Consider the following 24,025-nt stretch of genomic DNA (forward strand, 5'->3'; position numbering starts at 1 on the left):
AAAAGGCGCGCATGATACCCCCTCGAACAACTCCGCACACAGCACTCGAGACGTGACCCAGCGCACGCTTGGCCGGATGCGGCGGAACTTTGGCCGCTCCGCCGCCCTCCTAAGTGAGGATTCAGAATAGTCCCGTCAGTAAAGGAGAGACGACATGAGCAAACCATTCACCTATGCCCTGCTGCTGGCCGCCATGCTGGGCCTGGCCGCTTGCGAACAGTCCGCCGAAGACAAGGTGGAGTCGGCCAAGGAAAATGCGTCCGAGGCCATGGAGTCCCTTGGCGAGGCGGCCAAGGACACCGGCGCGGCCATCGAGCAGAAGACCGACGAGGTGCTGGGCAAGGAGCCGACCACCGGCGAGAAAGTCGAAGACGCGGCAGGCAAGGCGGCCGATGCCATCGAGGAAGCCGGCGACGAAGCCAAGGATGCGATCGACGCTCAGTAAAACCAGAAGGCCCGCAATTGCGGGCCTTCTGCTATTCAGGCCAGCGCCGGACTGAGCATCAGCAACAGGCTGCAGAGCAGCCCCACCACCCAGACCAGGCTGCGCTGCCAGGCCAGGTCGATCCAGTACAGCAGCAGGTACAGCACCCGGGCGATCACGAACAGCACGGCGGCAGCATCCACCAGCACACCCTGGCTCTGGGTCACATGCGCGACCAGCACGCCCGCGGCGAACAATGGAAAGGCCTCGAAGCTGTTCTGGTGCGCCGCCAGGGCACGCGCCCCGAACCCCGTCAGGCGCGCCTGCTGGGCGCGAGGATGATGGTTGTCATAGCGCCCTCCTCCTTCCGTCGCCATGGCCTTGGCCACCGGGATCTTGGCCAGGAAGATCAGCACCGCACTGAAGAACAGGCACCACAGGGGTAGTGTCATGAAGGTCTCTCCTTGATCGCCTAGGGTTTGACCCTGCAGCATGGAGAGCAAATCGAAGTGCGGCAAGTCGCAACCGCTGGATTGGGCGAATGCCTGGAGAGGAACAGCGAGGATGGTGCCCGAAGCCGGACTCGAACCGGCATGCCATTGCTGGCGAGGGATTTTAAGTCCCCTGCGTCTACCGATTTCGCCATTCGGGCGGTAGCGCTGTGAAGCGAGGGCTGGACTATATACAGCCCGCGCCAGCCCGGCAAGGCTGAGAAAAGCTTGGCCGATGCAAACAAAAAGCCCCGTAGATCAACAACCTACGGGGCTTTTCTATAGTGGAGGCCGATACCGGAATCGAACCGATGTACGCGGATTTGCAATCCGCTGCATAACCACTCTGCTAATCGGCCTCAAACGAAGACGCCGCTTACCGCGGCGTCAACGTCAACAAACTGGAGCGGGAAACGAGACTCGAACTCGCGACCCCGACCTTGGCAAGGTCGTGCTCTACCAACTGAGCTATTCCCGCGTCTTGGTGACGGGCGCCATTTTATAGATTCACCGCGCCTCGTCAACCCCTTGATTCAAAAATACTTTATTTCTTTTCCGCGTCGATGCTGAGGTGCGGCCAGGCGGCCAACAGGTACTGCAACATGGACCACAGGGTAAGCGCGGCGGCGATGATCAGCAGTACATACCCCATGCCGACCCAGACAGTGAGCTGCGGCGGATTGCCCAGCAGGATGACCAGGGCGACCATCTGCGCGGCGGTTTTCCACTTGCCAAGCCGCGATACAGCCACCTGCGCGCGCGCGCCCAGTTCGGCCATCCATTCGCGCAATGCGGACACCACGATCTCGCGACCGATGATGATCACCGCCGGCAGGCTCAGCCACAGGTTGGCATGCTCTTCCACCAGCAGTACCAGCGCCACGGCCACCATCAGCTTGTCGGCTACCGGGTCGAGAAAGGCGCCGAATGGCGTGCTCTGCTCCCAGCGGCGGGCTAGGTAGCCGTCGAACCAGTCGGTGATCGCCGCCAGAGCGAACACAGCACTGGCTGCCCAATAGCTCCAGGAGAACGGCAGATAAAAGAACAAAATGAAGACTGGAATCAGGGCGACGCGCAGTACGGTGAGCAGATTGGGGATGTTCATCGGGACCACTGGCCAGCGAATTGAGCGCGCATTCTACTCGCTGTGCAGGGCCGCATAAATCGACTCGGCCAGCTTTTTACTGATGCCCGGCGCCTTGGCGATTTCATCGATGCTGGCGCGATTGAGCTCCTGCAGCCCGCCGAAATGCTTGAGCAGCTCGCGCCGACGCTTGGGTCCGACTCCGGCCACCTCCTCCAAGCTGGACGTGCGCCGCGCCTTGCCACGCCGCGCGCGATGGCCGGTGATGGCGAAACGGTGCGCCTCGTCGCGAATCTGCTGGATCAGGTGCAGCGCCGGCGAGTCGGCCGGTAGGGTGAATTCATGTTCGGCATCATTGAGGTAGAGGGTTTCCAGGCCCGGTTTGCGGGTTACGCCCTTGGCCACGCCGAGCAGGATCAGCTCCGGCACCGCCAGTTCCTGCAGCACCTCGCGCGCCATGGCCATCTGCCCCTTGCCACCGTCCACCAGCAGGATATCCGGCAGCTTGCCATCGCCGTCCTTCAGCTTGCTGAAGCGCCGGGTCAGCGCCTGGTGCATCGCCGCATAGTCGTCGCCCGCGGTGATGCCCTCGATATTGAAGCGCCGATAGTCGGACTTCAGCGGCCCCTCCGGCCCGAATACTACGCAGGAGGCCACCGTCGCCTCGCCGCTGGAGTGACTGATGTCATAACACTCCAGGCGCTGCGGCGGCTCGTCCAGATCCAGCGCCTCGGCCAGCGCCTCGAAACGCGCTGCCACATGTTGGCGATTGGCCAGGCGTGCGCCCAGCGCCTGTTCGGCGTTGGTCAGCGCCAGCTGCTGCCAGCGCGCCCGCGTGCCGCGAACCCGGTGGCTGATGGCGATTTCACGCCCGCGCAGCTCGGCGACGGCCGCTGCCAGGGTCGGCAGATCCTCGTGCATGACATTGACGATCAGCTCGCTCGGCATGTCGCGCTCGTGACTGGACAGGTAGTACTGCGCGAGAAACGCCATCAATACGGCGCCGCCCTCTTCCTCGATGCCCACCTGCGGGAAGAAGTTCTTGCTGCCCAGCACACGGCCGCCGCGCACACTGATCAGATGCACACAGGCGCCGCCCGGATTGACCACGGCCGCGATCACATCCACATCGCCACTGCCGCCCTCCATGCTCTGCTGGTCCTGCACCCGGCGCAGCAGCGATATCTGGTCACGCAGTTCGGCGGCGCGCTCGAACTCCAACCCCATCGCCGCGTGCTCCATGGCGGCGGACAGCTCATCGGCCAGAGCGTTGCTGCGCCCCTCCAGGAACATCACCGAGTGGCGCACATCCTCGGCGTACTCGGCCGGCTCCACCAGGCCGACGCAGGGCGCCTTGCAGCGCTTGATCTGGTACTGCAGGCAAGGCCGGGTGCGGTTCTTGAAGTAGCTGTCTTCGCACTGGCGCACCAGGAAAGTCTTCTGCAGCAGCGCGAGGCTCTCGCGGATGGCTCCGGCACTCGGATAGGGGCCGAAATAGCGCCCCTTCGCCGACTTGGCGCCGCGGTGAATACCCAGGCGCGGGTAGTCGCCGTCGGAGAGCAGCACGTAGGGGTAGGACTTATCGTCGCGCAGCAGGATGTTGTAGGGCGGACGCCATTCCTTGATCAGCGTCTGCTCCAGCAACAGCGCCTCGGTCTCGTTGGCTACGATGGTGGTCTCGACCTGAGCGATCCGCGCCACCAGTGCTGCGGTCTTGGGCGCCAGGCCGGTCTTGCGGAAATAGCTGGCCAGGCGCTTTTTCAGGTTCGATGCCTTGCCGACGTAGAGCAGCCGGTTCTGCTCATCGAACATCCGGTATACGCCCGGCCTGCCGCTGCAGGTGGCGAGAAAGGCAGAAGAGTCGAAAGCAGCAGCGGTCATCGCAACGAGCAGGCCAGAAAGAAAAAGAGGACGCAGTTTACGTCCTCTTTCATCGCTTACCCAAGGCTGTCAGCCGGCGGCGTCGACCATGCCGTGACGCACCGCCAGCAGCGCCAGCTCGACGTCGCTGGTGATCGAGAGCTTCTCGCAGATGCGGTAGCGGTAGGTATTCACCGTCTTCGGCGACAGGCAGAGCTTGTCGGAGATGGTTTGTACCTTCTGGCAGTTGGCGATCATCAGGGCGATCTGGATTTCGCGCTCGGACAGCAGATCGAAGGGCGACCCACCACTGTTCGGCTGGAAGGACTTGAGCGCCAGTTGCTGGGCGATCTGCGGGCTGAGGTAGCGCTGACCGGCAAACGCCATGCGGATGGCCTGAACCATCTCCTCCAGCGCCGCGCCCTTGGTCAGGTAACCGGCAGCACCGGCCTGCAACAGGCGAGTGGGGAACAGGTCATCCTCGCAGGCGGTAACCGCGACGACTTTCAGATCAGGATGACTGCGCAGCAGCTTGCGGGTGGCTTCGAGGCCGCCGATACCGGGCATCTTGACGTCCATCAGGACAACGTCCGGCTTGATCTCGCGCACCTTCTTCAGGGCTTCCTCGCCGGAATCGGCCTGGCCGATCACCTGCAGGCCATCGATATCGGCCAGCATGCGGGTGATGCCCGTACGCACCAGATCGTGGTCGTCGACCACCAGCACCTTAATCAAGCGACACCTCGCTGCCCCAAACAGCCAAGATAAGAACCTAGCTTGGCGCAAAACCGCCAGAAAGCAAACGCCAGAAAACCGTGCTTGGCGGATCAAAGGTCGAGAAAAGATGGCGGAGGCGGTGAGATTCGAACTCACGGATAGTTGCCCATCGACGGTTTTCAAGACCGTTGCCTTAAACCACTCGGCCACACCTCCGCATTCGCGGGCCGCCATACTACCCGAACGCAACACACTGTCAAACTCTGACGATTGGCAGCCGGATGCGCTCTGTTATGATCGACCCGACTACGGATTTTCACCCCCTCAGGAGGGACATCATGCACGAACAGGATTACGCACTCGCCCAGACGCAGGCGACTCAGCTGGAAGTCAGCAAGGTGCTGCGCAACACCTACGGCCTGCTGGCGCTCACCCTGGCCTTCAGTGGCCTGGTGGCCTACGTGGCCATGCAGATGAATGCGGTCTACCCGAACATCTTCGTCGTGCTGATCGCCTTCTACGGCCTGTTCTTCGCCACCGTCAAACTGCGCAACTCCGGCTGGGGCCTGGTCACCACCTTCGCCCTGACCGGCTTCATGGGCTACACCCTGGGCCCGATCCTCAACCACTACCTGGGCATGAGCAACGGCGGTGAAGTCATCAGCTCGGCCTTCGCCATGACCGCCCTGGTGTTCTTCGGCCTCTCGGCCTATGTGCTCACCACCCGCAAGGACATGAGCTTCCTCGGCGGCTTCATCACTGCCGGTTTCTTTGTCCTGCTGGGCGCCACGCTGGCCAACATCTTCTTCCAAGTCAGCGGCCTGCAACTGGCCATCAGCGCCGGCTTCGTGCTGTTCTCGTCGGTCTGCATTCTGTTCCAGACCAGCGCGATCATCCACGGCGGCGAGCGCAACTACATCATGGCGACCATTAGCCTGTATGTGTCGATCTACAACCTGTTCGTCAGCCTGCTGCAGATCTTCGGCATCATGAGCAGCGACGACTGATTCGATCAGGCACTGAACAAGCCCGCTTCGGCGGGCTTTTTCATGCCTCGACGTTTATCATGGCGGTATCATCACGGCTGCAGATTCACCATGAAGTTCGCCATCGCCCTCTTCGCCCCCGCACACGCGCCCTCCTCGCGCCGCGCCCTGCGCTTCGCCCAGGCAGCGCTGGACGGCGGCCACGAGATCGTTCGCCTGTTCTTCTATCAGGATGGCGTGCACAGCGCCTCCGGCAATGTGGTGAGCCCACAGGACGAACTCGACCTGCCACGCGAATGGCGCGAGTTCGTGCAGCAGCATCAGCTGGACGCCGTGGTCTGCATCGCCGCCGCCCTGCGCCGCGGCGTCCTCAATGCCGAAGAGGCGCAGCGCTACGGTAAGCCGGCAGCCAACCTAGCGGCACCCTGGGAGCTGTCCGGCCTCGGCCAGCTGCATGAGGCGGCGCAACTGGCCGATCGCCTGATCAGTTTTGGAGGCCACTGATGAGCAAGTCGATGCTGATCATCAGCCGCCAGGCGCCCTGGGCCGGACCGGCTGCCCGTGAGGCGCTGGACATCGCCCTGGCCGGCGGCGCCTTCGACCTGCCACTGGCCATGCTGTTTCTCGACGATGGCGTGCTCCAGCTGGTCGCCGGCCAGCAACCCTCCGCGCTACAGCAGAAGGACCTGGCCGCCAACCTGCAGGCCCTGCCGCTGTTCGGCGTGGAGGAGCTGTATGTCTCAGGCCGTAGCCTGAGCGAGCGCGGCCTGGGTGAAGCGCAGCTGGCCCTGCCGGCACAGGCGCTGGACGATGCCGCCCTGACCTTGCTGCTCGACCGTTTCGACCATGTGGTGACGATCTGATGGCGACCCTGCACCTGCTTTCCCACTCGCCCTTCAGCGACAGCCGCCTGAGCAGCTGCCTGCGCCTGCTCGGTGCCAACGACGGCCTGTTGATGACTGGCGATGCGGTCTACGCCCTGCAACCCGGCACCGCCCAGCTGCAGGCACTGGAGCTGATGCCAGCCGGCATTGCCCTGTACGCACTGGAAGAGGACCTGCAGGCCCGCGCCCTCAGCGCGCCTCCCCGCGCCCAGGTCATCGACTACCCGGCCTTTGTCGAGCTCTGTGGCCGTTACGCCAAGGTCAACAGCTGGCTATGACAGCACTGCACATCGACGGGCGCGAAATCGCCCTGGACAAGGACGGCTACCTGGTGGAGCTGGCCGACTGGTCGCCGGCCGCCGCCGAGGCACTGGCAGCCCGCGAAGAACTGCAGCTGACTGCCTACCACTGGGAAATCCTCGAACTGCTGCGCGGTTTCTACGCCGAGTTTCAGCTGTCGCCAGCCACACGCCCGCTGATCAAGTACGTCGCCCTCAAGCTGGGGCCGGACAAGGGCAACAGCCTGCACCTCAACCGCCTGTTCAAGGGCACTCCCGCAAAACTCGCCGCCAAGCTGGCCGGCCTGCCGAAACCCACGAACTGCCTATGAACCTCGTCACCCCGCCGGAACACCCCTTCGCCCAGTTCGTGCGCATCCTCGGCAAGGGCAAGCGCGGCGCGCGCAACATGACCCGCGAAGAAGCCCGCGAGGCCATGGGCATGCTGCTCGACGGCCAGGTCGAGGACACCCAACTGGGCGCCTTCCTCATGCTGCTGCGGCACAAGGAGGAAAGCGCCGAGGAGCTGGCCGGCTTTACCGAAGCGCTCCGTGCGCGCCTGCAGGCGCCGCCGATCCGCGTGGATATCGACTGGCCCACCTATGCCGGCAAGAAACGCCACCTGCCCTGGTACCTACTGGCGATCAAGGCCCTGGCGGCCAATGGCGTGCGCATTCTGATCCACGGCGGTGGCGCTCATACCGCCGGCCGCCTGTACAGCGAACAACTGCTGCAGACGCTGGAGATTCCGCTGTGCGGCAGCTGGAGCGAAGTCGGTGAGGCACTGGATGAGCGCAGCCTGGCCTTTATCCCGCTGGGCGCCTGGGCGCCGCAGCTGCAGCGCATGATCGACCTACGCAACACCCTGGGACTGCGCTCACCGATCCACTCCCTGGCACGCATCCTCAACCCGCTGGGGGCGCGCGTCGGCCTGCAGAGCATCTTCCATCCCGGTTACCAGGCGGTGCACCGCGAGGCCAGCCAGCTGCTCGGCGATCACGCCATCGTGATCAAAGGCGAAGGCGGCGAGATCGAGGTCAACCCGGACGGCATCTGCCGCCTGTATGGCACCGGGAACGGTGAGAACTGGGACGAGGAATGGCCGGCGCTGTCGGCGCAGCGCCACGTCAAGCCGGACAGCCTGGACCCGCAGCACCTGCTCGCCTTCTGGCGCGGCGAGGTGGAGGACAGCTACGGCCGCCTGGCCGTGCTCAGCACGCTGGCCCTGGCACTGCGCGGCCTGGGCGAGCCGCGCGATGCGGCGTTCGCCCGTGCCGAAGTGATCTGGCAGGCGCGCCGCTAGCTCTAGCCCTTGTCGAACCAGGCCAGCTTCTCACGCAGGGTCACTACCTCGCCGACGATGACCAGCGTGGGCGCGTGCACCTCGTGCTCGGCCACCAGTTGCGGCAGGCTGGCCAGGGTGCCGGTGAATACCCGCTGATTCTGCGTGGTGCCCTGCTGCACCAGCGCCGCCGGGGTGTCGGCTGCCCGCCCGTGGTCGATCAGGGCCTGGCAGATCTGCGGCAGGCCGACCAGGCCCATGTAGAACACCAGGGTCTGCCCAGGCGCGACCAGGTCGGTCCAGGGCAGATTGGTGCTGCCGTCCTTGAGATGGCCGGTGACGAAACGCACCGACTGGGCGTGGTCGCGGTGGGTCAGCGGGATGCCGGCATAGGCCGCGCAGCCAGAAGCTGCCGTGATGCCCGGCACCACCTGGAACGGAATGCCCTCGGCAGCCAGTTGCTCGATTTCCTCGCCACCACGACCGAAGATGAAGGGGTCACCGCCCTTCAGGCGCAGCACGCGCTTACCCTGCTTGGCAAGATCGACCAGCAGCTGGTTGATCTCCTCCTGCGGCACCGCATGCTCGGCGCGGCGCTTGCCGACATAGATGCGCTCGGCATCGCGGCGGCACAGCTCGATGATGGGCGGAGCCACCAGGCGATCATAGAGCACCACGTCGGCCTGCTGCATCAGGCGCAGGGCACGGAAGGTCAGCAGGTCGGGGTCGCCCGGGCCGGCGCCGACCAGGTACACCTCACCCAGCGCACGCGGCGAGGCGCCGGCGATCTTGGCCTCGAGCAGGCGTTCGCCCTCGCCCAGCTTGCCGGCGAACACGCTCTCGGCGATCTGCCCCTGGAACACATCCTCCCAGAACACCCGGCGTTGCTGCACGTCGGGGAACAGCTGCTTGACCCGCTCGCGGAATTTCTTCGCCAGGCTGGCCAGCTGGCCATAGGTGGACGGAATCCAGGTCTCGATCTTGGCGCGGATCAGCCGCGCCAACACCGGCGCGTCGCCACCGCTGGTGATGGCGACGATCAGCGGTGAGCGGTCGACGATGGCCGGGAAGATCACGCTGCACAGCGCGGGCGCATCCACCACGTTGACCGGAATGCCCAGCGCCTGCGCCTCAGCCGAGATGCGCGCATTGAGCGGCTCGTCATCGGTGGCGGCGATCACCAGGGCCACGCCCTGCAGGTCGGCGCTTTCATAACCGCGCAGGTGCACGCGGTCCTCGCCGGCCAGCGCGGCGAGTTCGCCTCGCACCTCCGGCGCCACCACACGCAACTGGCCGCCGGCGTCGCTCAGCAGGCGCGCCTTGCGCAGCGCGACCTCGCCACCGCCGACGACCAGCACGACACGCCCCTGGAGTTTGTGGAACAGCGGAAGGAAATCCATGACTCAGCCTCTCCCGAGGTAAAAAAACGGGGTGGCCATCGCCACCCCGCCATTGTGCATGTGCTATCGGCTTAGCCGATCACCTCGATGCCGCCCATGTAAGGCTTGAGCACCTCCGGCACGCGGATGCTGCCGTCGGCCTGCTGGTAGTTCTCCAGCACCGCCACCAGGGTGCGGCCCACCGCCAGGCCGGAGCCATTGAGGGTGTGCACCAGCTCCGGCTTGCCGGTTTCCGGGTTGCGGTAGCGCGCCTGCATGCGGCGGGCCTGGAAGTCGCCACAGTTGGAGCAAGAGGAAATCTCGCGGTACTTGTCCTGGCTCGGCACCCAGACTTCCAGGTCGTAGGTCTTCACCGCGGAGAAGCCCATGTCGCCGGTGCACAGGGCCAGCTTGCGGTATGGCAGCTCGAGCAGCTGCAGCACGCGCTCGGCATTGGCGGTCATGCCTTCCAGTGCCTCGAAGGACTTGCTCGGCTCGACGATCTGCACCATCTCGACCTTGTCGAACTGGTGCTGACGGATCATGCCGCGGGTGTCGCGACCGGAGGCGCCGGCCTCACTGCGGAAGCACGGTGTGTGTGCGACGAACTTCAGCGGCAGCTGCTTGGCGTCGAGGATTTCGCCGGAGACGATGTTGGTCAGCGACACCTCGGCGGTCGGGATCAGGTAGAAGTCCGCCTCGCCTTCGCGGCTGATCTTGAACAGGTCTTCCTCGAACTTCGGCAGCTGGCCGGTGCCCTGCAGCGCCGGGGCCTGCACCAGGTAAGGTGTGTAGGCTTCTTCATAGCCGTGCTCGCCGGTGTGCAGGTTGATCATGAACTGCGCGAGGGCGCGGTGCAGACGGGCGATAGGCCCGCGCAGCAGGGCGAAACGGGCGCCGGAGAGCTTGGCGGCAGTCTCGAAGTCCAGCCAGCCGTGCTGCTCGCCCAGGGCAACGTGATCCTTGATCTCGAAGTCGAAGCTGCGCGGAGTACCCCAGCGCGAGACCTCGACGTTGCAGTCTTCATCCTCGCCCACCGGCACCGACTCGTGCGGCAGGTTGGGGATGTTCAGCAGCAGGTTGTCCAGCTCGATCTGGATGCTGTCCAGTTCGCGCTTGCCCTCCTCCAGGTCGCTGCCCATCTTGTCGACTTCCGCCAGCAGCGGAGCGATATCCTCGCCACGCGCCTTGGCCTGACCGATGGACTTGGAGCGGGCGTTACGCTCGGCCTGCAGCTGTTCGGTGCGGGTCTGTACGGCCTTGCGCTGGGCTTCGAGAGCTTCGAAGCGCACGACGTCCAGCTGGAAGCCACGGGTGGCGAGGCGCGCCGCGACTTCTTCAAGCTGGCCGCGAACGAGTTTGGAATCGAGCATGGTGTAGGTCCCAACAAGCAGATGAACGCCGACGGAGGGTCGGTCTTGAATGTGGCGAAGTTTACGGACTTCGGCGCGCCAAGCCGAGTCCTTTTGCCCACGAATGGGTCAGAGCCTGAGCCGAGTCAACAGGCAGGACGGCTCAGCGCACCAGCAGCATCCCGAGCCAGGCCGCCAGCAAACCGCCGAGCAGGCTGCTCAGCAGATAGGCGATGGCCACGCCCGGCTGGCCGTTCTCGAACAGCCGCAGCACTTCCAGGCTGAAGCTGGAAAAGGTGGTCAAACCGCCGAGCACGCCCGTGATCAGCCCGGTACGCAGCGCCAGCGGCAGGTCGGTGCGGGCCAGGAACAGCGCCGAGAGAAGACCAATCAGAAAGCAGCCGACCAGATTCACCGCCAGCGTCGCCAGGTAGTAGTGCCGCGGCCAGTGCGCGACCACCCAGGCACTGGTAAGGAAACGCAGAACGGAGCCGGCGGCACCGCCGGCGGCCACGGCCAGTACGACCTGCATCATGGGCGACGCCTCCTCGGGCTCTGCCGGTCCAGCTGGGCCAGGCGTTCGAGTTTTTCGCGAATCTTCAGTTCCAGCCCGCGCGGCACTGGCTCGTAGTAGCGACGCGGCTCCAGCTCCTCGGGGAAATAGTCCTCACCGGCGGCATAGGCGTCCGGCTCGTCGTGGGCATAGCGGTATTCCTCGCCATAGCCCAGCTCCTTCATCAGCCTGGTCGGCGCGTTGCGCAGGTGCAGCGGCACTTCCAGCGAGCCGTGCTCGGCCGCCTCGCGCATGGCCGCCTTGAAGCCCATGTACACCGCATTGCTCTTCGGCGCGCAGGCCAGATAGACGATGGCCTGCGCGACCGCCAGCTCACCCTCGGGACTGCCGAGGCGCTCCTGCACATCCCAGGCGTTGAGGCACAGGGTCAGGGCCCGCGGGTCGGCGTTGCCGATATCCTCACTGGCCATGCGCACCACGCGCCGGGCCAGGTACAGCGGGTCGCAACCGCCATCGATCATGCGCGCATACCAGTACAGCGCGGCGTCCGGGTTGGAGCCGCGCACCGATTTGTGCAACGCGGAAATCTGGTCGTAGAAGGCCTCGCCGCCCTTGTCGAAACGCCGGCGGCTGTCGCCCAGCAGGTTGTGCAGCAGCTCCGGGCCCATCTCGCCGCCATCCTCGGCCAGGTCGGCGGCATTCTCCAGCAGGTTGAGCAGGCGCCGACCATCGCCATCGGCGGCAGCCAGGAGAATCTGGAAGCTCTCCTCTGGCAGCGAGAGATTGCGCTTACCAAGGCCCTTGTCCTCGCCCAGCGCGCGCGCCACCAGCTTGCGCATGGCCGCCTCGTCCAGGCTCTTCAGCACGTAGACGCGGGCGCGCGACAGCAGCGCGTTGTTCAGCTCGAACGAGGGGTTCTCGGTGGTAGCGCCGATGAAAATCAGGGTGCCGTCTTCGACATAGGGCAGGAAGGCATCCTGCTGGCTCTTGTTGAAGCGGTGCACCTCGTCGACGAAGAGGATGGTGCGGCGGCCATACTGGGCGGCCTGCTGCTTGGCCACCTCGACGGCCTGGCGGATTTCCTTGACGCCGGACAACACGGCGGAAATCGTCTCGAAATGCGCGTCGGACACCTGGGCCAGCAGCTTGGCCAGGGTGGTCTTGCCGACCCCGGGCGGCCCCCAGAAGATCATCGAGTGCAGCGCGCCCTGTTCCAACGCCTCGCGCAGCGGCTTGCCCTGCCCCAGCACGTGCTCCTGGCCGACGTATTCGTCCAGGCTGGTGGCGCGCAAACGCGCCGCCAGGGGCTGAGCGACGGGCGCGGCGCGAAACAGGTCCACCTGGGCCTCTTATTCCTGGATGACGTCGGCGCCTTCCGGCACCTGGAAGTCGAACTGTGCAGGATCCAGCTGCTCGTTCATCTTGACGCCGAGGAACAGGATATTGGTGCGCTGGCCGATGCTGTCGATCAGCTGCATGTCGTTGATCATGCCCTTGCGGAAAGACAGGCGCAGGTTGTCGAACAGGCTGTCCTTGGCCTTCGGCTTGAGGATGAAGTCGACCACGTCACCGCCTTCCTTGAAGGTGATCTCGAAGTTCTCGCGGATCTTCGATACGTCACCGGAAAGCAGCAGCGCCGGGGTGTGGGTCAGGCGCTGATCCAGCGTCTGGATGGTCACCTGCATCAGGTCCGGGTCATACAGCCAGACCTTCTGGCCGTTGGACACCAGCAGCTGCTCCTGCGGCGCGTCGGTATGCCAGCGGAACAGACCCGGGCGCTTGAGCGCCAGCTGGCCGGAGGTTTCCTGCAGCTGAGTGCCGCTGCCATCCAGGGTCAGCTGGGAGAAGCGTCCGCTCAGGGTCTGGGCGCGATCGAGCAAGCCCGTCAGGCGCTTGACCGCGGCCTCGTCGTCGGCATGGGCAAAAACGGGGCTGCAGGCCAGCGCGGCCAGCAGCAGCATGCGGATCAGGCGCATGAAAATCCTCTCAAGTCAGTCGCGGGACGGCCCCGGCGCTATGACCTCGCGCGAGCCGTTGGTGTTCATCGGGGTCACGACCCCGGCCATTTCCATGGCCTCGATCATGCGCGCGGCGCGGTTGTAGCCGATCTTCAGCTTGCGCTGCACGGCGGAAATCGAGGCGCGGCGGCTTTCCAGAACGAAGTTGACGGCCTCGTCGTACAGCGGGTCTTCCTCGCTGCCCTCGCCGCCTTCGCCACCGCTACCGCCACCTTCGAAACCACTACCGGCCTCTTCCACGCCGGCCAGGATGTCTTCGATGTAGTCCGGAGCGCCACGCTGCTTCCAGGCCTCGACCACGCGGTGTACCTCGTCGTCGGAGACGAAGGCGCCATGCACGCGAATCGGCAGGCCGGTGCCCGGCGGCAGGTAGAGCATGTCACCGTGGCCCAGCAGCTGTTCGGCGCCACCCTGGTCGAGAATGGTGCGCGAGTCGATCTTGCTCGATACCTGAAACGCCATGCGGGTCGGGATATTGGCCTTGATCAGGCCAGTGATCACGTCCACCGACGGGCGCTGGGTAGCGAGGATCAGGTGGATACCAGCGGCCCGCGCCTTCTGCGCGATACGGGCGATCAGTTCTTCGACCTTCTTGCCGACGATCATCATCATGTCGGCGAATTCGTCGACGACCACCACGATGGTCGGCAGGGTCTTCAGCAACGGCGCCTCGTCTTCCATCGACTGGCGCTTGTACAGCGGGTCGGACAGCGGCGTGCCAGCTTCCTCGGCGTCCTTCACCTTGCGGTTGAAGCCGGCCAGGTTACGCACGCCCATGGCGGCCATCAGCTTGTAGCGGCGCTCCATCTCGGCCACCGACCAGCGCAGGGCGTTGGCGGCTTCCTTCATGTCGGTCACTACTGGGCACAGCAGGTGCGGGATGCCTTCATAGATCGACAGTTCGAGCATCTTCGGGTCGATCATGATCATCCGCGCGTCTTCCGGGCCGGACTTGAACAGGATCGACAGGATCATGGCGTTGACGCCCACCGACTTACCGGAGCCGGTGGTACCGGCCACCAGTAGGTGCGGCATCTTGGCCAGGTCGGTGATCACCGGCTTGCCGCCGATATCGTGGCCCAGGGCCAGGGTCACCGGCGACTTGGCGTCGTCGTACTCGGGCGAGGACAGCACCTCGGAGAAGCGCACGATCTGGCGGTCCTCGTTGGGAATTTCGATGCCGACGGTGGTCTTGCCCGGGATCACCTCGACCACGCGCACGCTGATCACCGCCAGCGAACGCGCCAGGTCCTTGGCCAGGTTGGAGATGCGGCTGACCTTGACGCCGATGCCGGGCTGGATCTCGAAGCGGGTGATCACCGGGCCCGGGTGCACGGACTCTACCACCACCTCGACACCGAACTCCTTGAGCTTGATCTCCAGCAGTCGCGACATGGCTTCCAGCGACTCGGGCGAGAAGCTCTTCTGCTTCTTCTCGACCACGTCGAGGATGGAGATCGGCGGCAGCGTGCCGGCCAGGGCAGCATCCTCGAACAGCTGAACCTGCTTCTCCTTGAGCACGCGCTTGCTCGGCTCGGCAGCTTTGGGCGGCGGTGGCGGCGCGATCACCGGGGCGACGCGGGTCTCGCGCTCGACCATGTGTTTGGCCAGGGTTTCCTCGCGCTCGATCAGGCGCTCCTTGACCTTGGCCTGCTCGCGACGATCCGGCACCACCGGTGCAGCCACCTCGGCGACGCGCTCATCGACCTCGCGCAGCTGTGCCACCAGCTGCTTGCGCTGCAGGCGCGACTCCCACCAGCGGGTGATCAGGCTGTTGATCAGCTCGATCAGGTCGAGGGTGATCTTGCCGGTCAGGTCCATGACCTTGAACCAGGACAGGTCGGTGAACACGGTCAGGCCAAACAGGAACAGCGCCAGGAACAGCAGCGTGCTGCCCTGCACGTTGAGCGCATTGATCGCCAGCTGGCCCAGGCTTTCGCCCAGCGCACCACCGGCGGAGGCCGGCATGCCGGCGGCGGAATGGAAGTGGATAAAGGCCAGGCCGGAACCAGCCAGAACCAGGAATACCAGGCCGATCAGGCGCCAGGAAAACAGCCAGCCACTCCACTGCCAGGGCTGGTGGCGGTTGCGGAACACCTGCCAGGTTTTCACCCCGAGCAGCAGCGGGAACACGTAGGCGAAGTAGCCCAGGGCCATGAACAGCACATCCGCACACCAGGCGCCAGCGCGGCCGGCCGCATTCTGCACCTGCTGGGCGCTGCTGGTATGGCTCCAGCCCGGGTCGTTCTGGTTGTAGGTCAGCAGCGCCATCCACAGGATCAGGCAGAGCGCGCCGAGCGCAATCAATGCACCTTCCTTGAGGCGATAATGCAATTGCTGACGCCAGGCCGAGGCCTGGGCTGCTGTGCTGGAATTCTTCAAAACGCTGTCATTCCTGCGCGCGGGGCGCGACTGACGATCGGTGGAACACGCAAATCAGGCGACCATTGTACAAATTTACAGGTGTCGTGCCAGGCTGCCGAGCCGTTTTGCCGGCCCATCCCGCTTCGGTGTAGCATACCCGGCTATCCCTTACGTGCGGCTCAATTGGAGCATGCATTCTCTTTCGTGACAAAGGCTTATGGGGTCTTTTTATGAGCGAAGTCAAGCATTCACGCCTGATCATCCTGGGCTCCGGCCCGGCCGGCTACACCGCCGCCGTCTACGCCGCCCGCGCCAACCTCAAGCCTGTCGTCATCACCGGCATCCAGCCCGGCGGCCAGCTCACCACCACCACCGAAGTCGACAACTGGCCGGGTGACGTCCACGGCCTGACCGGCCCGGCGCTGATGCAGCGCATGCAGGAGCATGCCGAACGCTTCGACACCGAGATCGTCTACGACCATATCCACACCGCCGAGTTGCAGAGCAAGCCCTTCACCCTCAAGGGCGACAGCGGCACCTACACCTGCGACGCGCTGATCATCGCCACCGGCGCCAGTGCCCAGTACCTCGGCTTGCAGTCCGAAGAAGCCTTCGCCGGCAAGGGCGTATCCGCCTGCGCCACCTGTGACGGTTTCTTCTACCGCAACCAGGTGGTCTGCGTAGTCGGCGGCGGCAACACCGCCGTCGAGGAAGCCCTGTACCTGTCCAATATCGCCAAGGAAGTGCACCTGATCCACCGCCGCGACAAGCTGCGCTCGGAGAAGATCCTGCAGGACAAGCTGTTCGACAAGGCCGCCAATGGCAACGTGCGCCTGCACTGGAACCAGACCCTCGACGAGGTACTGGGCGATAACACCGGCGTCACCGGCGTACGCCTGAAGAGCAGCATCGACGGCAGCACCCAGGAGCTGCAGCTGGCCGGCGTGTTCATCGCCATCGGCCACAAGCCCAACACCGACCTGTTCAAAGGCCAGCTGGAAATGCGCGACGGCTACCTGGTGGTCCAGGGCGGCGGCGAGGGCAATGCCACTGCCACCAGCATCGAAGGCGTGTTTGCCGCCGGCGACGTGGCCGACCACGTCTACCGTCAGGCCATCACCTCGGCAGGCGCCGGCTGCATGGCCGCGCTGGATGCCGAGAAGTACCTCGACGTCTGAGCCTTGGGCGGGCATCTGCCCGCCCTACCCTCCCCATGCTGACCTGGCTGCGGCGCGACTCGCTGGATTTTCCAGCGCTAGAACGCGCATTGCGCGAACCCAATGGCCTGCTGGCTGCCGGCGGCGATCTCTCCGCTGAACGCCTGATCGCCGCCTATCGGCATGGCTGCTTCCCCTGGTTCAGCGAGGGGCAGCCGCTGCTCTGGTGGTCACCCGATCCGCGCACCGTACTGTTCCCCGAAGAATTCCACCTGTCGCGCAGCCTGGCCAAACTGCTGCGCCAGCAACGCTACCGCGTCACCTTCGACCAGGACTTCGCCGCCGTTATCGAGGGCTGCGCCGGCCCGCGCGACTATGCCGACGGCACCTGGATCACCGACTCGATGCGAGTCGCCTACCTGGAACTGCACCGACGCGGCCTGGCTCACTCGGTGGAAGTCTGGGATGGCGAGCAACTGGTCGGCGGCCTCTACGGCCTGGCCATGGGCCAGCTATTTTTCGGCGAGTCCATGTTCAGCCGCGCCGACAACGCCTCCAAAATCGGCTTCGCGACGCTGGTCAGCAAACTGCGCGAATGGAGCTTCGTCTTGATCGACTGCCAGATGCCAACCCGGCACCTGCACAGCTTCGGCGCCCGACCCATTGCGCGCGCGGAATTCGCCCACTACCTGCAGCAGCATCTGGACCGGCCCAGCACAGCCGACTGGCAGGCCTGTGGTAGCCGCCAATAGGCTGGCATACACTTGTGCCAGGGGTTCCCCGAGGGTTGACCATGACCGAGCTGGCTCGCCTCAAGTTCTACGCCACTCAGCCACATCCATGCAGCTATCTGCCCGAAGAGCAGGCGACCACCCTGTTCCTCGATCCCAGCCAGCCGATGGATGTGCAGGTCTATGCCGAACTGTCGGAGATGGGCTTCCGCCGCAGCGGCGACCATCTCTACCGACCACACTGCCAGCGCTGCACCGCCTGCGTGCCGGCGCGCATCCCTGCCGACCAGTTCATACCCAACCGCCAGCAGCGACGCATCCTCAAGCGCAACGCCGATATCCAGGTGCGCGCCGTGCGGCCAGCATTCAACGAGGAGTACTACGCCCTCTACGTGCGCTACATCGAACAGCGCCATGCCGACGGCGACATGTACCCGCCCAGCCGCGACCAGTTCAGCACCTTCCTGGTCCGCGACCTGCCGTTCGCCCGCTTCTACGAGTTCCGCCTGGCCGGTACCCTGGTCGCCGTGGCGGTCACCGACCTGCTGCCCAACGGCATCTCCGCGGTCTACACCTTCTATGACCCCGCCCTGGAGCGTCGCAGTCTGGGCCGCTTTGCCATTCTCTGGCAGATTGGCGAGACTGCGCGTCTGGGCTTGCAAGCGGTCTATCTCGGTTACTGGATCAAGAATTGTCGGAAGATGAGCTACAAGACGCAGTACCGCCCCATCGAACTGTTCGTCAACCAGCGCTGGGTCGTTCTGACCTGAGCACAACACCCGCAACCACAGCCTGACCCTCCAGCCACTTGGCGGCCATCCCCCTTTTCGGGCACAATGCACGCCGCTTTTGCCTGGGCACCGATGCGCCAGGCCTATCTTTGGATACCGAGGGCTTTACTGCATGTCGAAAGAAGACAGCTTCGAAATGGAAGGTACTGTCGTCGACACCCTGCCCAACACCATGTTCCGTGTGGAGTTGGAAAACGGGCACGTCGTTACCGCGCACATCTCCGGCAAGATGCGCAAGAACTACATCCGCATTCTGACTGGCGACAAGGTCCGCGTCGAACTGACGCCGTACGATCTGAGCAAGGGCCGCATCACCTACCGCGCCCGCTGATCGCCCCGCGATCCCGAATGCAAAAACGCCCGGCATTGCCGGGCGTTTGCGTTTCCAGAGCCCGCCGTCAGGCCGGCTCTGCCGCCGTTTCAAACTCGAAGTGCAGCTCGCCGCCCTCCAGGTCGATATGCACCACCCCGCCATGCTCGGCCAGCTCGCCGAACAGGATCTCCTCGGCCAACGGCCGCTTGATCTTGTCCTGGATCAGCCGCGCCATCGGCCGCGCCCCCATCTGCACGTCGTAGCCACGCTCGGCCAGCCAGCCGCGCGCCGCATCCGTGACATCCAGCTGCACTCGCTTGTCCTCCAGCTGCGCCTGCAGTTCGGTGAGGAACTTGTCGACGATGCTCTTGATGGTTTCGTGGCTCAGGCGACCGAACTGGATGATGGTATCCAGGCGGTTGCGGAACTCCGGCGTGAAGCTCTTCTTGATCACTTCCATGGCGTCGGACGAATGGTCCTGCTGGGTGAAGCCGATCGATGCGCGCGCCGCGGTTTCAGCCCCGGCGTTGGTGGTCATGATCAGAATCACGTTGCGGAAGTCCGCCTTGCGCCCGTTGTTGTCGGTCAAGGTGCCGTGGTCCATCACCTGCAACAGCAGATTGAACACTTCCGGGTGAGCCTTCTCGATCTCATCCAGCAGCAGCACGCAGTGCGGCTGCTTGGTGATGGCCTCGGTCAGCAGGCCACCCTGATCGAAACCGACGTAACCGGGCGGCGCACCGATCAATCGCGATACGGTATGCCGCTCCATGTACTCGGACATGTCGAAGCGCACCAGTTCGATACCCATGGCCTTGGCCAGCTGTCGGGCGGCCTCGGTCTTGCCGACACCGGTCGGGCCGGCGAAGAGGAAGGAGCCGACCGGCTTGTCCGGCGCCTTGAGGCCGGCACGGGACAGCTTGATGGCGGTGGACAACGAGTCGATCGCCGCATCCTGACCGAACACGGTGAGCTTGAGGTCGCGCTCCAGGTTGCGCAGCAACTCCTTGTCCGAGCTGCTGACATGCTTCGGCGGAATACGCGCGATCTTCGCGACGATGTCCTCGACCTGAGCCACCTCGATGCGCTTGGCGCGCTTTTCCTCCGGCTGCAGACGCTGGTAGGCGCCCGCCTCGTCGATCACGTCGATGGCCTTGTCCGGCATGTGACGATCATTGATGTAGCGTGCCGCCAGCTCAGCCGCCGCACGCAGCGCCTCGTCGCTGTACTCGATGTGGTGGTGCTGCTCGAAGCGCGCCTTGAGCCCCTTGAGGATGCCCACGGTGTCCTCGACGGACGGCTCACTGACATCGACCTTCTGGAAGCGCCGCGCCAGGGCACGATCCTTCTCGAAAATGCCGCGAAATTCCTGGAAAGTAGTGGAGCCGATGCAGCGAATTTCGCCAGAGGACAGCAACGGTTTGAGCAGATTGGACGCATCCATGACCCCACCCGAGGCCGCGCCGGCACCGATGATGGTGTGGATCTCATCGATGAACAGGATCGCGTGCGGACGCTTGCGCAACTCGTTGAGCAACGCCTTGAAACGCTTCTCGAAGTCGCCACGGTACTTAGTACCGGCCAGCAGCGCACCGAGATCGAGCGAATAGACCACGCTCTCGGACAGCAGGTCCGGCACCTGGCCGTCGACGATGCGCTTGGCCAGGCCTTCGGCGATGGCAGTCTTGCCGACACCGGCCTCGCCGACCAGCAGCGGGTTGTTCTTGCGCCGACGGGCGAGAATCTGCGCAACGCGCTCGACCTCATGCTCGCGACCGACCAGCGGATCGATGCGCCCCTGGCGCGACAGCTCGTTGAGGTTGCTGGCGTAGGCATCCAGCGGATTGCCGGAAGCCGAGGACTCTCCGCCCTCTTCGTCCTGCATCTCCTGCTCGCTTTCGTGCTGATCGGAATGACCCGGCACCTTGGAGATGCCGTGGGCAATATAGTTGACCACGTCGATGCGGGCCACGCTCTGCTGCTTGAGCAGAAACACGGCCTGGCTCTCCTGCTCACTGAAGATGGCGACCAGCACGTTGGCGCCCGTCACCTCACGCTTGCCGGAGCTCTGCACATGGAATACGGCGCGCTGTAGAACGCGCTGGAAGCCCAGGGTCGGCTGGGTCTCGCGATCCTCGTCATGCTGCGGGATCAGCGGCGTGGTGGAGTCGATGAACTCCTGCAGATCATGCCGGAGCTTATCCAGGTTGGCGCCACAGGCGCGCAGTACAGTCGCTGCAGCCTCGTTATCCAGCAAAGCCAGAAGCAGATGCTCGACCGTCATGAACTCATGGCGCTTGGCACGTGCCTCCTTGAAGGCCAGATTGAGGGTGACTTCCAGCTCTCGATTCAACATAGCTTCACCTCTTGCCCAAGCGGGACGGCGTCAGCCGTCCTTCTCTATCTCACAGAGTAGCGGATGCTGGCTCTCCCGAGCGTACTGATTGACCTGCATCGCTTTGGTCTCTGCGATATCGCGGGTAAAGACCCCGCAGATTGCCTTGCCTTCCGTATGCACCGTGAGCATGACCTTGGTGGCCACTTCCCGATTCATGCCGAAGAACACTTCCAACACTTCGACCACGAAATCCATCGGAGTGTAATCATCGTTGAACATCAGCACCTTATACATGGGCGGCGCCTGCAACGCCGGCTTCGCCTCCTGCACGGCCAAGCCGGAGGAATCATCCTCGTGCTCGTCCGGACGATCCTGATTGAATGTTAGTCGAATCTGGCTGGGTGAATGCATGCTGAACTGATGGTGTCGTAAGCGGTCGGAGGTAGATGCCAGGCGGATTATGACAGGCTTCTCAGCCGCCCGACCTGGTGCCTTGACTAAAGGCGAAACGGTGTTACAAACAGTGAATACCCTACTCGGGTATCGGGGTTCCGCGGCTAGCGCCCTTCAGGGCTGAAGTCGGACGTGGAGCTGAAGTGGATGATACTCCAGTGATGGAGTCCTTTGCAGAGGGATGTCAGCATGCTTAGCGGTAAGGTCAAGTGGTTCAACAACGCCAAGGGCTACGGCTTCATCGTGGCAGATGGCCGAGATGAGGACCTGTTCGCCCACTACTCGGCTATCCAGATGGACGGCTACAAGACTCTCAAGGCCGGCCAAGCGGTCAAGTTCGATATTCTGCAAGGCCCCAAAGGCCTGCACGCCGTGAATATCAGCGCGATTCTGGCAACCAGTGACACCCCGGCGCACGTCAGCGCGCCGCAAAGCACTCCAGTAGAAGCCTGAAAAGAGCAGAAATGAAAAAGGCCGGTCAGATGACCGGCCTTTTTGTTTGGCGCCTACTGCTTACATGTGGGTGATGATGGCATCACCGAACTGCGAGCAGGACAGCAGCTTGGCACCGTCCATCAGACGCTCGAAGTCATAGGTCACGGTCTTGGCGGCGATGGCGCCGTTGGTGCCCTTGATGATCAGGTCGGCGGCTTCGGTCCAGCCCATGTGGCGCAGCATCATCTCGGCAGAGAGAATGACCGAACCCGGGTTGACCTTGTCCAGACCGGCATACTTCGGCGCGGTACCGTGGGTGGCTTCGAACATGGCCACGGTGTCGGACAGGTTGGCACCCGGAGCGATACCGATACCACCCACTTCGGCCGCCAGGGCGTCGGACAGGTAGTCACCGTTCAGGTTCAGGGTGGCGATCACGTCGTACTCGGCCGGGCGCAGCAGGATCTGCTGGAGCATGGCGTCAGCGATGGCGTCTTTCACCACGATGGTCTTGCCGGTGTTCGGGTTCTTGAACTGCATCCACGGGCCGCCATCCAGAAGCTCGGCGCCGAACTCGTCACGCGCCACCTCGTAGCCCCACTCCTTGAAGGCACCTTCGGTGAACTTCATGATGTTGCCTTTGTGGACGATGGTCACGGAGCTACGATCGTTGTCCACGGCGTACTGCAGGGCCTTGCGCACCAGGCGCTTGGTACCTTCGAGGGAAACCGGCTTGATGCCGATACCGCAGTTTTCGGTGAAGCGGATCTTCTTGACGCCCATTTCCTCGGTGAGGAACTTGATGACCTTCTCGGCCTCGGGGCTGCCGGCTTTCCACTCGACACCGGCGTAGATGTCTTCCGAGTTCTCGCGGAAGATGCACATGTCGACATCACCCGGCTTCTTCACCGGGCTCGGCACGCCTTCGAACCAACGCACCGGACGCTGGCAGACATACAGGTCCAGCTCCTGGCGCAGGGCCACGTTCAGCGAGCGGATACCGCCACCGACCGGAGTGGTCAGCGGACCCTTGATCGACACGACGTAGTCGCGCACGGCTTCCAGGGTTTCTTTCGGCAGCCAGGTGTCCTGGTCATAGACCTGGGTGGCTTTCTCGCCGGCGTAGACTTCCATCCAGGCGATCTTGCGCTGGCCGGCATAGGCTTTTTCAACGGCAGCGTCGACGACCTTGATCATCACCGGGCTGATATCGACACCGATGCCATCACCCTCGATGAACGGGATGATCGGGTTGTTCGGTACATTCAAGGTCATGTCGGCGTTGACGGTGATCTTTTCGCCGTTCGCAGGCACCTGGATCTTCTGGTATCCCATGCTGGACTCCGTTTGTTTTCGTGGTCTGACAATCCACCGCACGGGTAATGCGGCGAACGATACTTCTGGGTCTCGGAAAGGTGCTGCATTCTTGTAGTTTTTCTACAGAAAGTCACGCACTTTTCGCCATTTACTGACAGCCCAGCGACAGCCTAGACTGCTTGAATACTGGTTTCGCGCCAAACATGTAGTCAAACTACATCAACGCTACAAAAAGCCCTCTTGGGGCGATTTCAATCCTAGCAGCTTGGCTCCAGATTGCTTCGATCCAAGCCTCGACCAATAGTTGCCGCAGACTCGCGGAGGTTCATTGCAATGCGTTTCACCCCACACGTCACCGTCGCCACCGTGGTCGAGGACCAGGGCCGTTTCCTCCTGGTCGAGGAGCTGGCCGGCGGCCAGGCGGTATTAAACCAGCCTGCCGGCCATCTGGAAGCCGACGAAAGTCTCATCGCCGCCGCTCTGCGCGAGACGCTGGAGGAGACCGGCTGGGAAGTTGAGCTGACCGCCGTCACCGGCATCTACCTGTATACCGCCCCCAGCAATGGCGTGACCTACCAGCGTGTGTGCTTCGCCGCCAAGCCGCTGCGCCACCTGCCGGACTCGCCACTGGACGAGGGCATCATCGGCCCGCGCTGGCTGACCCGCGACGAACTGGCGGCCCAGCCCGAACGTTGGCGCAGTGAACTGGTGCTGCGCTGCATCGACGACTATCTGGCCGGCGAACGCCACGCCCTGAGCCTGATCCGCGATCAGGCCGATTGCGGCCCGGCGTGATTCGCCGCGCGCCGCGCGCTCCTGATAGAATCGTCGCCTTTCTGCAGTCAGCCCTCTTCGAA

The 24,025-nt window shown here is 63.9% G+C and carries 26 protein-coding genes and 4 tRNA genes; 13 read left to right on the forward strand and 17 right to left on the reverse strand.

All coding sequences use genetic code 11. The features are described 5' to 3' along the window. The first annotated feature begins 154 nt into the window (after positions 1-154). Positions 155-445: a hypothetical protein gene (locus tag ACOAPY_RS12515; protein WP_021700219.1), complete on the forward strand. Its 291-nt coding sequence runs from the start codon at positions 155-157 to the stop codon at positions 443-445. Positions 446-480: 35 nt separating this feature from the next. Here ACOAPY_RS12515 and ACOAPY_RS12520 read toward each other — a convergent pair whose 3' ends face one another. The 8 genes from ACOAPY_RS12520 to ACOAPY_RS12555 all read right to left on the reverse strand — a co-directional run bounded on the left by ACOAPY_RS12520 (position 481) and on the right by ACOAPY_RS12555 (position 4,792). Beyond that, positions 481-876, reverse strand: coding sequence for an MAPEG family protein (locus ACOAPY_RS12520; RefSeq protein ID WP_076429085.1), 396 nt, complete (start codon positions 874-876; stop codon positions 481-483). A 113-nt stretch (positions 877-989) separates the two neighbouring features. After that, a tRNA-Leu gene (locus ACOAPY_RS12525) sits at positions 990-1,076 on the reverse strand. A 124-nt stretch (positions 1,077-1,200) separates the two neighbouring features. Further along, positions 1,201-1,274 (reverse strand) — tRNA-Cys (locus ACOAPY_RS12530). A gap of 43 nt (positions 1,275-1,317) precedes the next feature. Beyond that, a tRNA-Gly gene (locus ACOAPY_RS12535) sits at positions 1,318-1,393 on the reverse strand. A 66-nt stretch (positions 1,394-1,459) separates the two neighbouring features. Then, a complete protein-coding gene (gene pgsA / locus ACOAPY_RS12540) occupies positions 1,460-2,020 on the reverse strand; it encodes a CDP-diacylglycerol--glycerol-3-phosphate 3-phosphatidyltransferase (RefSeq protein WP_076429087.1) in 561 nt (186 codons plus the stop codon). A gap of 33 nt (positions 2,021-2,053) precedes the next feature. Next, positions 2,054-3,880: an excinuclease ABC subunit UvrC gene (uvrC, locus tag ACOAPY_RS12545; RefSeq protein ID WP_169919847.1), complete on the reverse strand. Its 1,827-nt coding sequence runs from the start codon at positions 3,878-3,880 to the stop codon at positions 2,054-2,056. Positions 3,881-3,949: 69 nt separating this feature from the next. Then, positions 3,950-4,594 (reverse strand): response regulator transcription factor GacA, encoded by a 645-nt coding sequence (gene gacA, locus ACOAPY_RS12550; protein WP_465153473.1) that lies wholly within the window; start codon positions 4,592-4,594, stop codon positions 3,950-3,952. A gap of 110 nt (positions 4,595-4,704) precedes the next feature. After that, a tRNA-Ser gene (locus ACOAPY_RS12555) sits at positions 4,705-4,792 on the reverse strand. A gap of 122 nt (positions 4,793-4,914) precedes the next feature. Between ACOAPY_RS12555 and ACOAPY_RS12560 the strand changes: the two genes are divergently transcribed. From ACOAPY_RS12560 to ACOAPY_RS12585, 6 genes are all read left to right on the forward strand, one after another. Beyond that, on the forward strand, positions 4,915-5,583 hold the full coding sequence (locus ACOAPY_RS12560; RefSeq protein ID WP_076429093.1) for a Bax inhibitor-1/YccA family protein: 669 nt from the start codon (positions 4,915-4,917) through the stop codon (positions 5,581-5,583). 90 nt (positions 5,584-5,673) lie between these two features. After that, positions 5,674-6,066 (forward strand): sulfurtransferase complex subunit TusD, encoded by a 393-nt coding sequence (tusD, locus tag ACOAPY_RS12565; RefSeq protein WP_465153474.1) that lies wholly within the window; start codon positions 5,674-5,676, stop codon positions 6,064-6,066. After that, entirely contained in the window at positions 6,066-6,425 is a 360-nt protein-coding gene (gene tusC, locus ACOAPY_RS12570) for a sulfurtransferase complex subunit TusC (protein ID WP_465153475.1), read from the forward strand. Before tusD ends, tusC begins: the two co-directional genes overlap by 1 nt. Continuing rightward, entirely contained in the window at positions 6,425-6,724 is a 300-nt protein-coding gene (tusB, locus tag ACOAPY_RS12575; protein ID WP_465153476.1) for a sulfurtransferase complex subunit TusB, read from the forward strand. The genes tusC and tusB overlap by 1 nt, the downstream gene beginning before the upstream one ends. Next, positions 6,721-7,056: a TusE/DsrC/DsvC family sulfur relay protein gene (locus tag ACOAPY_RS12580; protein ID WP_465153477.1), complete on the forward strand. Its 336-nt coding sequence runs from the start codon at positions 6,721-6,723 to the stop codon at positions 7,054-7,056. The genes tusB and ACOAPY_RS12580 overlap by 4 nt, the downstream gene beginning before the upstream one ends. After that, positions 7,053-8,027: a glycosyl transferase family protein gene (locus ACOAPY_RS12585; RefSeq protein ID WP_465153478.1), complete on the forward strand. Its 975-nt coding sequence runs from the start codon at positions 7,053-7,055 to the stop codon at positions 8,025-8,027. The genes ACOAPY_RS12580 and ACOAPY_RS12585 overlap by 4 nt, the downstream gene beginning before the upstream one ends. A gap of 2 nt (positions 8,028-8,029) precedes the next feature. On the opposite strand, the gene cysG is transcribed toward ACOAPY_RS12585, so the two are convergent. From cysG to ftsK, 6 genes are all read right to left on the reverse strand, one after another. Further along, positions 8,030-9,406 carry a siroheme synthase CysG gene (cysG, locus tag ACOAPY_RS12590; protein WP_465153479.1) on the reverse strand — a complete coding sequence of 459 codons (1,377 nt, stop codon included), beginning with the start codon at positions 9,404-9,406 and terminating at the stop codon, positions 8,030-8,032. 71 nt (positions 9,407-9,477) lie between these two features. Further along, on the reverse strand, positions 9,478-10,758 hold the full coding sequence (gene serS, locus ACOAPY_RS12595) for a serine--tRNA ligase (protein WP_465153480.1): 1,281 nt from the start codon (positions 10,756-10,758) through the stop codon (positions 9,478-9,480). A gap of 142 nt (positions 10,759-10,900) precedes the next feature. Then, the gene (gene crcB, locus ACOAPY_RS12600; RefSeq protein ID WP_203792141.1) at positions 10,901-11,272 is read right to left on the reverse strand and encodes a fluoride efflux transporter CrcB; all 372 of its coding nucleotides are present in this window, start codon (positions 11,270-11,272) and stop codon (positions 10,901-10,903) included. After that, positions 11,269-12,591, reverse strand: coding sequence for a replication-associated recombination protein A (locus ACOAPY_RS12605; protein ID WP_374323072.1), 1,323 nt, complete (start codon positions 12,589-12,591; stop codon positions 11,269-11,271). The genes crcB and ACOAPY_RS12605 overlap by 4 nt, the downstream gene beginning before the upstream one ends. 9 nt (positions 12,592-12,600) lie before the next feature. Further along, positions 12,601-13,227: an outer membrane lipoprotein periplasmic chaperone LolA gene (lolA, locus tag ACOAPY_RS12610; RefSeq protein ID WP_021700234.1), complete on the reverse strand. Its 627-nt coding sequence runs from the start codon at positions 13,225-13,227 to the stop codon at positions 12,601-12,603. A gap of 15 nt (positions 13,228-13,242) precedes the next feature. Next, positions 13,243-15,651, reverse strand: coding sequence for a DNA translocase FtsK (ftsK, locus tag ACOAPY_RS12615; protein ID WP_465153481.1), 2,409 nt, complete (start codon positions 15,649-15,651; stop codon positions 13,243-13,245). Positions 15,652-15,863: 212 nt separating this feature from the next. Between ftsK and trxB the strand changes: the two genes are divergently transcribed. From trxB to infA, 4 genes are all read left to right on the forward strand, one after another. Further along, positions 15,864-16,811 carry a thioredoxin-disulfide reductase gene (gene trxB, locus ACOAPY_RS12620; protein WP_465153482.1) on the forward strand — a complete coding sequence of 316 codons (948 nt, stop codon included), beginning with the start codon at positions 15,864-15,866 and terminating at the stop codon, positions 16,809-16,811. A 35-nt stretch (positions 16,812-16,846) separates the two neighbouring features. Next, a complete protein-coding gene (aat, locus tag ACOAPY_RS12625; protein WP_465153483.1) occupies positions 16,847-17,542 on the forward strand; it encodes a leucyl/phenylalanyl-tRNA--protein transferase in 696 nt (231 codons plus the stop codon). 41 nt (positions 17,543-17,583) lie between these two features. Further along, positions 17,584-18,291, forward strand: a complete 708-nt coding sequence (locus tag ACOAPY_RS12630; protein WP_021700238.1) for an arginyltransferase — start codon at positions 17,584-17,586, stop codon at positions 18,289-18,291. A gap of 133 nt (positions 18,292-18,424) precedes the next feature. Then, complete coding sequence (gene infA / locus ACOAPY_RS12635; RefSeq protein WP_002553999.1) at positions 18,425-18,643, forward strand: translation initiation factor IF-1; 219 nt, start codon at positions 18,425-18,427, stop codon at positions 18,641-18,643. Positions 18,644-18,710: 67 nt separating this feature from the next. Here infA and clpA read toward each other — a convergent pair whose 3' ends face one another. Then, positions 18,711-20,981 carry an ATP-dependent Clp protease ATP-binding subunit ClpA gene (gene clpA / locus ACOAPY_RS12640; protein WP_465153484.1) on the reverse strand — a complete coding sequence of 757 codons (2,271 nt, stop codon included), beginning with the start codon at positions 20,979-20,981 and terminating at the stop codon, positions 18,711-18,713. Between the two features lie 30 nt (positions 20,982-21,011). Next, on the reverse strand, positions 21,012-21,374 hold the full coding sequence (gene clpS / locus ACOAPY_RS12645) for an ATP-dependent Clp protease adapter ClpS (protein WP_021700240.1): 363 nt from the start codon (positions 21,372-21,374) through the stop codon (positions 21,012-21,014). Between the two features lie 231 nt (positions 21,375-21,605). On the opposite strand from clpS, the gene cspD reads away from it, so the two are divergent. Beyond that, positions 21,606-21,869 (forward strand): cold shock domain-containing protein CspD, encoded by a 264-nt coding sequence (cspD, locus tag ACOAPY_RS12650; RefSeq protein ID WP_465153485.1) that lies wholly within the window; start codon positions 21,606-21,608, stop codon positions 21,867-21,869. 60 nt (positions 21,870-21,929) lie between these two features. Here cspD and icd read toward each other — a convergent pair whose 3' ends face one another. Next, positions 21,930-23,186: an NADP-dependent isocitrate dehydrogenase gene (icd, locus tag ACOAPY_RS12655; protein WP_021700242.1), complete on the reverse strand. Its 1,257-nt coding sequence runs from the start codon at positions 23,184-23,186 to the stop codon at positions 21,930-21,932. 315 nt (positions 23,187-23,501) lie between these two features. Here icd and ACOAPY_RS12660 point away from each other — a divergent pair, with 315 nt between their 5' ends. Then, a complete protein-coding gene (locus ACOAPY_RS12660) occupies positions 23,502-23,963 on the forward strand; it encodes an NUDIX hydrolase (protein ID WP_076583006.1) in 462 nt (153 codons plus the stop codon). The last annotated feature ends 62 nt before the right edge of the window (positions 23,964-24,025 follow it).

The sequence above is a fragment of the Pseudomonas stagnisoli genome, from assembly GCF_048595745.1.
GTDB classification, from domain to species: Bacteria; Pseudomonadota; Gammaproteobacteria; order Pseudomonadales; family Pseudomonadaceae; genus Aquipseudomonas; species Aquipseudomonas alcaligenes_A.

Bases quoted from the DNA above. Each gene is read 5' to 3' on its own strand.
- serS (WP_465153480.1), bottom strand. From the start codon at position 10,758: ATGCTCGATTCCAAACTCGTTCGCGGCCAGCTTGAAGAAGTCGCGGCG.
- ACOAPY_RS12560 (WP_076429093.1), top strand. From the start codon at position 4,915: ATGCACGAACAGGATTACGCACTCGCCCAGACGCAGGCGACTCAGCTG.
- trxB (WP_465153482.1), top strand. From the start codon at position 15,864: ATGAGCGAAGTCAAGCATTCACGCCTGATCATCCTGGGCTCCGGCCCG.
- uvrC (WP_169919847.1), bottom strand. From the start codon at position 3,880: ATGACCGCTGCTGCTTTCGACTCTTCTGCCTTTCTCGCCACCTGCAGC.
- crcB (WP_203792141.1), bottom strand. From the start codon at position 11,272: ATGATGCAGGTCGTACTGGCCGTGGCCGCCGGCGGTGCCGCCGGCTCC.
- clpA (WP_465153484.1), bottom strand. From the start codon at position 20,981: ATGTTGAATCGAGAGCTGGAAGTCACCCTCAATCTGGCCTTCAAGGAG.
- ACOAPY_RS12580 (WP_465153477.1), top strand. From the start codon at position 6,721: ATGACAGCACTGCACATCGACGGGCGCGAAATCGCCCTGGACAAGGAC.
- cspD (WP_465153485.1), top strand. From the start codon at position 21,606: ATGCTTAGCGGTAAGGTCAAGTGGTTCAACAACGCCAAGGGCTACGGC.
- tusB (WP_465153476.1), top strand. From the start codon at position 6,425: ATGGCGACCCTGCACCTGCTTTCCCACTCGCCCTTCAGCGACAGCCGC.
- pgsA (WP_076429087.1), bottom strand. From the start codon at position 2,020: ATGAACATCCCCAATCTGCTCACCGTACTGCGCGTCGCCCTGATTCCA.
- tusC (WP_465153475.1), top strand. From the start codon at position 6,066: ATGAGCAAGTCGATGCTGATCATCAGCCGCCAGGCGCCCTGGGCCGGA.
- lolA (WP_021700234.1), bottom strand. From the start codon at position 13,227: ATGCGCCTGATCCGCATGCTGCTGCTGGCCGCGCTGGCCTGCAGCCCC.
- ACOAPY_RS12660 (WP_076583006.1), top strand. From the start codon at position 23,502: ATGCGTTTCACCCCACACGTCACCGTCGCCACCGTGGTCGAGGACCAG.
- ACOAPY_RS12520 (WP_076429085.1), bottom strand. From the start codon at position 876: ATGACACTACCCCTGTGGTGCCTGTTCTTCAGTGCGGTGCTGATCTTC.
- tusD (WP_465153474.1), top strand. From the start codon at position 5,674: ATGAAGTTCGCCATCGCCCTCTTCGCCCCCGCACACGCGCCCTCCTCG.
- ACOAPY_RS12515 (WP_021700219.1), top strand. From the start codon at position 155: ATGAGCAAACCATTCACCTATGCCCTGCTGCTGGCCGCCATGCTGGGC.
- ACOAPY_RS12630 (WP_021700238.1), top strand. From the start codon at position 17,584: ATGACCGAGCTGGCTCGCCTCAAGTTCTACGCCACTCAGCCACATCCA.
- clpS (WP_021700240.1), bottom strand. From the start codon at position 21,374: ATGCATTCACCCAGCCAGATTCGACTAACATTCAATCAGGATCGTCCG.
- ACOAPY_RS12585 (WP_465153478.1), top strand. From the start codon at position 7,053: ATGAACCTCGTCACCCCGCCGGAACACCCCTTCGCCCAGTTCGTGCGC.
- aat (WP_465153483.1), top strand. From the start codon at position 16,847: ATGCTGACCTGGCTGCGGCGCGACTCGCTGGATTTTCCAGCGCTAGAA.
- infA (WP_002553999.1), top strand. From the start codon at position 18,425: ATGTCGAAAGAAGACAGCTTCGAAATGGAAGGTACTGTCGTCGACACC.
- icd (WP_021700242.1), bottom strand. From the start codon at position 23,186: ATGGGATACCAGAAGATCCAGGTGCCTGCGAACGGCGAAAAGATCACC.
- cysG (WP_465153479.1), bottom strand. From the start codon at position 9,406: ATGGATTTCCTTCCGCTGTTCCACAAACTCCAGGGGCGTGTCGTGCTG.